We start from the raw sequence: 4,038 nt of genomic DNA on the forward strand, positions 1-4,038 counted from the left end.
CAAGGAGAGGGGGGAGTGGAAGTGGTTGAAATGATTTTCCGTAAGAGAGAATAAAATAGAGAAACGTAGAAACTTAAAAAGACACAATATCATGGATTTATTCGACAAAGTCAGCGAAGACATTAAAAACGCAATGAAGGCCAAAGACAAAGTGGCTTTGGAAACTCTGAGAAACATCAAGAAAGTATTCCTCGAAGCTAAAACAGCACCGGGAGCCAACGATACCCTGACAGACGACGCTGCCCTGAAAATCATCCAGAAACTGGTGAAACAAGGCAAGGACGCTGCCGACATCTACATTCAGCAAGGCCGTCAGGACCTGGCCGAAGGCGAGCTGGCACAGGTGAAAGTCATGGAAGCCTATCTGCCCAAGCAGATGAGTGCCGAAGAACTGGAAGCTGCCCTGAAGGAAATCATCGCCGAAGTAGGTGCCACCAGCGGTAAGGACATGGGCAAGGTGATGGGCGTAGCCAGCAAGAAACTGGCCGGACTGGCCGAAGGACGTGCCATCTCGGCCAAAGTTAAAGAGCTGCTGGGATAAAACGAACAAGACGGTACTTGCCAGCTGGCAGACCCGTCGGTTTTACGGAGAGGGGATACAGGATTCGTCCTGCATCCTCTTTCTTTTTATCCCTACCACTACTGTTGCGGGCATACAACCGGTGCAAAGCACGCACAGACACGCTCAGTCGAACAGCTCCTTCAGCACCTCCAGCGACCGCAGTTCGGGGAAGTCGGGCAAATGCAGACGATAATAGTCGTTGATGACAGACAGGCAGCGGGCACGCTCGGTACGGCTCATGCCGAACAGGTGCATCGTCTCGTAGTTCATACGCATCAGACGCCGCAGACGCGCGGCCTCCTGCGGACCAATGTAATGCGAGTGTGTCTGCGGACGCAGCGAAGTGAAGCAGGCAGCCTGCAGGTCGAAATAATCGCCCTCGGCATAATGCTCCAGATTGGGGTACAGACCCAGGAAGCGCGACAGGCGCATCAGAAAAACCAGATGAAAATTGGCAAAGCCGCCACGGCACTCGTCCAGCCAGACGACCGAATGCTGCAGATAGGCAAACAGCGGACGGTTTTCGGCCTCCTCGCGCAAGGCACGACACAGGAACTCGGATAAGAACAAAGCAATGGCCGACTTGTAAGGATCGAACGGCAGCGACGAAAAAGGATAGAACGACTTTGCCTCCTTTACCTTATACATAGTAGCGTTCGGCCGATAGTCCGCTTCCAGTTCCACCATCGCCAGGGGCTGAAACAAAGCCGTCTTCACGGGCGCCTTGCGCGAACGCGACACGGGCAGCAGGAACGACGTGCGTCCCGACACCTCGGTATAAACGTCCGCAATGAGCGAACTGTCCTTGTACTTCAACGTGCGCAGCACGATTCCACGAGTCTTCTGTAGCATGCCAATCTCTCCTTTCCGAAGGCAAATCTACAAAAAAATCCTTTTGCTTCACGTGCCATGCATCCAAATATCTCTTCGCCATCCTACCCCCTCCAGACACCCTCTACGAGCACCCTTTGAGGGACACTTGCACGGCTCGTGAGAGACACTTGTACGGCTCGCGAGAGACACTTGCACGGCTCGCGAGTAACACTTGCACGGCTCACGAGCCATACAAGCATAGTAGAAAAGCCCCTCCTGCCCCCTCCATACCATCCCTACAGCTTCCACCAACCCGCCAGCCCCATTTTCCACCACTTTCCACAGTTGGGCAAAAGAAAAATGCATTTTCCCATAAAAAATTTATCACCGTCTATTTATTTGATTTACAATATATTACACGCAGTTTACGAGTATTTCAAACAAAAAACTTCGAAAATTTTCTTGCGAATGTTTTGGTAATTCAAAAATAGTTTCTACCTTTGCATCCGCAAACGAGAAACAAAGACACTCGCTAAGAGCGGAAACGCTCGACAAAAGGATGGCCCGTTCGTCTATCGGTTAGGACGCAAGATTTTCATTCTTGAAAGGGGGGTTCGATTCCCCCACGGGCTACTAAATAAAAAGATAAACGAATTAAAAAAAGATTAGTCGAGATGGCAAATCATAAATCATCACTGAAAAGAATCAGACAGGAAGAGAAGAGAAGACTTCACAACAGATACTATGGCAAGACCATGAGAAATGCTGTTAGAAAACTTCGCGCAACTACTGACAAAGCAGAGGCTACTGCCATGCTTCCGCTCGTTGCAAAAATGCTGGATAAGTTGGCTAAGAACAACACCATCCACAAAAACAAAGCCAATAACTTGAAGTCGAAGTTGGCTCTCTACATCAACAAGCTGGCTTAAGCTGATTGAGTACAAACAAAAGATACAGAAAGGCGAGATTTTTTAATCTCGCCTTTTTTTGTATCTCAAAGATTTTCACTAACTTTGCTCTGTTATTACAATAAGGAAAATACAATATGACAGAAGAAGAAAAGATAAACGGCGAGAACAACTATTCGGCCAGTAACATCCAAGTCCTCGAAGGCTTGGAAGCCGTACGCAAGCGTCCCGCCATGTACATCGGCGACATCAGCGAAAACGGTCTGCACCACCTCGTCTACGAGGTAGTAGACAACTCCATCGACGAAGCCATGGCCGGCTACTGCGACCACATCGAAGTAACCATCAACGAAGACAACTCTATCACCGTGCAAGACAACGGACGAGGTATCCCCGTCGACTTCCACGAGAAAGAACAGAAATCGGCACTCGAAGTGGTAATGACCGTGCTCCACGCCGGCGGAAAGTTCGATAAAGGTTCCTACAAAGTATCAGGCGGTCTGCACGGCGTCGGCGTATCCTGCGTCAATGCCCTCTCCACGCACATGACCACACAAGTATTCCGCAACGGAAAAATCTATCAGCAGGAATACGAATGCGGAAAGCCCCTCTACCCCGTCAAGGAAGTAGGCACATGCGACCCCGCCTTCACCGGAACCAAACAGACCTTCTGGCCCGACGGAAGTATCTTCACCGTCACCACCTATAAATACTCTACCTTGCAGGCACGTCTGCGCGAACTGGCATACCTCAACGCAGGTATCCGCATCACACTGACCGACCTCCGCGAGAAAGACGAAGACGGCAACCCTATCCGCGAAGTATTCCACTCGGAAGAAGGCGTGAAAGAGTTCGTCCGCTACCTGAACAGCAACAACATACCCCTGTTCAACGACGTCATCTACCTGAACACCGAAAAAGCCGGCGTGCCCATCGAGTGCGCCATCATGTATAACACCGGCTACCGCGAGAACCTCCATTCCTACGTCAACAACATCAACACCAAGGAAGGCGGAACACACGAAGCCGGATTCCGTGCTGCGCTGACCCGTGTACTGAAGAAGTACGGTGAAGAAACCTGCGCCAAGCAGCTCGAAAAAGCCAAAGTAGAAATATCGGGCGAAGACTTCCGCGAAGGACTCATCGCCGTTATCTCCGTCAAAGTGTCCGAGCCCCAGTTCGAGGGACAGACCAAGACTAAGCTGGGCAACAGCGAAGTAAGCGGCGCCGTCAACCAGGCCGTGGGCGAAGCCCTCACTAACTACCTGGAAGAGCATCCCAAGGAAGCCAAACTGATTGTAGATAAAGTGATACTGGCTGCCACCGCCCGTGTGGCTGCCCGCAAGGCGCGCGAGTCCGTACAGCGCAAGTCGCCCATGAGTGGCGGCGGAATGCCCGGCAAACTGGCCGACTGCTCCAGCAAGGACCCCGACGAATGCGAACTCTTCCTGGTCGAGGGAGACTCTGCAGGCGGATCGGCCAAGCAAGGCCGCAACCGTACGTTCCAGGCCATCCTGCCCCTGCGCGGTAAAATCCTGAACGTAGAGAAAGCCATGTGGCACAAAGCCTTCGAAAGCGAAGAAGTCAACAACATCATTCAGGCACTGGGCATCCGCTTCGGCGTCGACACGGAAGACAGCAAAAAAGCCAACATCGACAAGCTGCGCTACAAGAAGGTAATCATCATGACCGATGCCGATGTCGATGGTTCGCACATCGACACCCTCATCATGACGCTCTTCTTCCGTTACTTCC

General features: G+C 51.5%; 4 protein-coding genes and 1 tRNA gene (1 of these 5 only partly in view). 4 read left to right on the plus strand and 1 reads right to left on the minus strand.

Translation table 11 applies throughout. The annotated features are described in order from the left end of the window. The first annotated feature begins 91 nt into the window (after nt 1–91). A complete protein-coding gene (locus QVP67_RS09820; protein WP_022163387.1) occupies nt 92–541 on the plus strand; it encodes a GatB/YqeY domain-containing protein in 450 nt (149 codons plus the stop codon). Nucleotides 542–685: 144 nt separating this feature from the next. On the opposite strand, the gene recO is transcribed toward QVP67_RS09820, so the two are convergent. Continuing rightward, on the minus strand, nt 686–1,414 hold the full coding sequence (gene recO, locus QVP67_RS09825; RefSeq protein ID WP_022163388.1) for a DNA repair protein RecO: 729 nt from the start codon (nt 1,412–1,414) through the stop codon (nt 686–688). Nucleotides 1,415–1,936: 522 nt separating this feature from the next. Here recO and QVP67_RS09830 point away from each other — a divergent pair. The 3 genes from QVP67_RS09830 to gyrB all read left to right on the plus strand — a co-directional run. Beyond that, a tRNA-Glu gene (locus QVP67_RS09830) sits at nt 1,937–2,008 on the plus strand. A 41-nt stretch (nt 2,009–2,049) separates the two neighbouring features. Next, complete coding sequence (gene rpsT, locus QVP67_RS09835) at nt 2,050–2,304, plus strand: 30S ribosomal protein S20 (protein ID WP_022163390.1); 255 nt, start codon at nt 2,050–2,052, stop codon at nt 2,302–2,304. A gap of 116 nt (nt 2,305–2,420) precedes the next feature. Then, on the plus strand, nt 2,421–4,038 hold the 5' portion of the coding sequence (gene gyrB, locus QVP67_RS09840) for a DNA topoisomerase (ATP-hydrolyzing) subunit B (protein WP_022163391.1). Its footprint extends 383 nt past the window's final position; only the first 1,618 of its 2,001 coding nucleotides appear in the window; it begins with the start codon at nt 2,421–2,423; its stop codon lies beyond the right edge, outside the window.

It is taken from the genome of Bacteroides sp. CAG:633 (assembly GCF_000435115.1).
In the GTDB taxonomy this organism is placed as follows: domain Bacteria; phylum Bacteroidota; class Bacteroidia; order Bacteroidales; family Bacteroidaceae; genus Bacteroides; species Bacteroides ndongoniae.